General features: G+C 66.7%; 1 pseudogene. It reads left to right on the top strand.

The annotated features are described in order from the left end of the window. Positions 1-246 (top strand): annotated as a pseudogene (locus ACQG3P_RS21595) (DUF4105 domain-containing protein); the annotation flags it as partial.

Below are 246 nucleotides of genomic sequence, written 5' to 3' on the forward strand. Positions count from 1 at the left end.
AAGCGATGCGCATGGGCTACTACTTCCCGTCGGCGCAGGCGCATTACCCGCAGTTGTTTGATGTGGCGCGTTCGGAACTGGCATTGCCGACGGCGAAAGTGACCGCGTGGTTGGCATGGCCGGCGGCGCAGCGTGCGCACTGGGCGGACCGCGGCGGATTGCGTGCCACTTCGGCTTTGTTGTTGCTGGAGCAGGCGGCGCGGTACCGCGAAGAACTGCGTGCGCGCGATGGGTTGAAGCGGGCGC

The sequence above is a fragment of the Stenotrophomonas sp. SrG genome (assembly GCF_050031795.1).
GTDB classification, from domain to species: domain Bacteria; phylum Pseudomonadota; class Gammaproteobacteria; order Xanthomonadales; family Xanthomonadaceae; genus Stenotrophomonas; species Stenotrophomonas rhizophila_A.